This window comes from Pseudarthrobacter sp., assembly GCF_036675385.1.
In the GTDB taxonomy this organism is placed as follows: Bacteria; Actinomycetota; Actinomycetes; order Actinomycetales; family Micrococcaceae; genus Arthrobacter.
Genome location: NZ_JAKFFD010000225.1, coordinates 1 through 2,841, shown reverse-complemented (window position 1 = coordinate 2,841; position 2,841 = coordinate 1). Strand labels below are relative to the sequence as shown.

Sequence of the window (2,841 nt, the reverse complement as noted above, 5' to 3'; positions counted from 1 at the left end):
CCGCAGCGAAAGTAGCACCGTGTCCCAAGATGTCCTTAGCCCCGCCCGGGTCAACGAGATTCACAAACAGGCGGCCCGGCGTCGGACCTTTGCTGTCATTTCGCACCCCGACGCCGGCAAGTCCACCCTCACCGAGGCGCTGGCACTGCACGCGAAGGTGATCGGCACCGCCGGGGCCTCCAGCGGCAAGGCCAACCGCAAGGAAACGGTCTCGGACTGGATGCAGATGGAGAAGGACCGCGGCATCTCCATCAGCTCCGCCGCGCTGCAGTTCTCCTACCGGGACACCGTCATCAACCTGCTGGATACCCCCGGCCACGCGGACTTCTCCGAGGACACCTACCGGGTCCTGGCCGCCGTCGACTGCGCAGTGATGCTCGTGGACGCCGCCAAGGGCCTGGAAACGCAGACCATGAAGCTGTTCGAGGTCTGCAAGGCGCGCAACCTGCCCATCATCACCGTGATCAACAAGTGGGACCGGCCCGGCCTGGACGCCCTGGCGCTGATGGACGAGCTCACTGAGCGCACGGGCCTGCAGCCGATGCCGCTGACCTGGGCCGTGGGCATCTCCGGTGACTTCCGCGGTGTCTGGGACCTCCGCCAGGACCGCTTCGCCCGCTTCCAGCGCAACAATTCCGGCGCCAACATCGCGCTGACCGAGTACTTCACGCCGGAAGAGGCCGAGGAGACGCAGGGCAGCAACTGGACCGACGCCGTGGACGAAGCCGGGCTGGTCATCGAGTCCAACCTCGAATTCGACGTCGAAGCCTTCCATGCGGGCACCGCCACCCCCATCCTGTTCAGCTCCGCCGCCCTGAACTTCGGCGTGAAGGAACTGCTGGACGCCCTGGTCGATTTCGCGCCGCACGCCGCACCCCGCCCCGACGTTGAGGGCAGCCCGCGCCCCGTTGAATCGTCCTTCTCCGGCTTTGTCTTCAAGGTCCAGGCCGGCATGAACAAGGCCCACCGCGACCACGTCGCCTTCATCCGCGTCTGTTCCGGAGTCTTTGAACGCGGCATGGTGGTCACCCAGACCCGCACCGGAAAGTCCTTCGCCACCAAGTACGCCCAGCAGGTGTTCGGCCGCGAACGCGAGGTCATCGACGAGGCCTACCCCGGCGACGTCGTGGGCCTGGTGAACGCCTCCACACTTCGCGTGGGCGACAGCCTCTTCCTCGAAGGCGCGGTGGAGTACCCGGCAATCCCGCTGTTCGCCCCTGAACACTTCCAGGTGGCCCGGTCCAAGGACCCCAGCAAGTTCAAGCAGTTCCGCCGCGGCATCGAGCAGCTCGAGCACGAGGGCGTCATCCAGGTGCTCCGCTCCGACGTCCGCGGCGACCAGGCGCCGGTGCTTGCCGCCGTCGGCCCCATGCAGTTCGAGGTGGTGGAGGACCGCATGGCGCATGACTTCAGCGCCCCCATGCGGCTCGAACGCCTGCCGTACTCCATCGCCAGGATTTCGACGGCGGACGCCATGCCCGCGCTGGCCAACGTGCCCGGCGCCGAGGTGATGTTGAGGTCCGACGGCGAATACCTCGCCTTGTTCAACGACGTCTGGGCCCTGCGCCGGATCGAGAAGAACCACCCCGATCTGACCCTGGTGCCAATCGGCACCCACAACCCCGCAAAGTAGCGTCCAATGCCTGCAGACCAACCCCGCGCGCTGATCACCGGCGCCGGCACCATCAACCCGCTCGGCTCCTCTGTGGCGGAAACCTGGACCGGCCTGCTGGCGGGACAGTCCGGCATCGCCGCACTGGACGAGGACTGGGCGGAACAACTGCCCGTGCGCATCGCCGGACAGGTCACGGCCGATCTCTCGGAGCACCTCACCACGCGCGAGCTGAAGCGGATGGACCGGTGCGGGCAACTGGCGCTGGTGGCTGCCCGCGAGGCTTGGCAGCAGGCCGGGGCGCCCGACGTCGACCCCGAACGGTTCGCCGTGGTGATCGGCTCCGCCTATGGCGGCCTGGGCTCCACCCTCGAACAGCACCGTGCGCTCGCCAGCGGCGGCCCGCGCCGGGTCTCGCCGCACACCCTCACGCGCCTTATGGTCAACGGCCCCGCGGCCTGGGTCTCCATTGACCTCGGCGCCCGCGGCGGAGCCCGGACCCCGGTCAGCGCCTGCGCGTCCGGCGCGGAAGCAATTGTCCAGGGCGCCGAAATGATCCGCTCCGGCGCGGCCGACGTCGTGATTGCCGGCGGCGTGGACGCTTCCGTCAACGACCTGGTGATCACCGGTTTCTCCCAGATCCGGGCACTCTCCACGCGCAACGGCGAACCCCAGCTCGCGTCGCGCCCGTTCGACGGCGGCCGCGACGGCTTTGTCCTCGCGGAAGGCGCCGGCATTGTGGTGCTTGAGAGTGAAGCCCACGCCCTGGCGCGCGGCGCCGCCATCCTCGGCGCAGTGGCCGGCGGGGCGGTAACCTCCGACGCCAACGACATCGTGGCGGCGGACCCGGCCATGCAGCGGCGGGTCATGCAGAAGGCCCTCGAGTCGGCCGGAATGCAGGCTTCGGAGATCGGCTTCGTCCATGCGCACGCCACCTCCACCCCGGTAGGGGACCGGCTTGAAGCCCAGGCCATCAACGCCATTTTCGGTGCCGACGTGCCCGTGACGTCCACCAAGGGCCACACCGGCCACCTCCTGGGCGGCGCCGGTGCGCTCGCGGCGGTTGTGGTGGTCCAGGCCCTGCAAACCGGACAGCTCCCCGGAACCGCGAACGTCGAGGCGCTGGACCCCGAAGTGAACCTGAACATCGTCACTGAAAATGCCCACACGCTGGCGGCCGGCTCCGCCCCCGCCGGCCTGGTGAACGCTTTTGGCTTCGGCGGACACAG

The 2,841-nt window shown here is 68.6% G+C and carries 2 protein-coding genes; both read left to right on the top strand.

Features of this window, described 5'->3' with window-relative positions; translation table 11 throughout:
• Positions 1-19: 19 nt before the first annotated feature.
• The gene (locus V6M49_RS18465; protein WP_332762580.1) at positions 20-1,633 is read left to right on the top strand and encodes a peptide chain release factor 3; all 1,614 of its coding nucleotides are present in this window, start codon (positions 20-22) and stop codon (positions 1,631-1,633) included.
• Positions 1,634-1,639: 6 nt separating this feature from the next.
• A partial coding sequence (locus tag V6M49_RS18460; RefSeq protein ID WP_332762579.1) for a beta-ketoacyl-[acyl-carrier-protein] synthase family protein occupies positions 1,640-2,841 on the top strand: 1,202 nt, incomplete at its 3' end.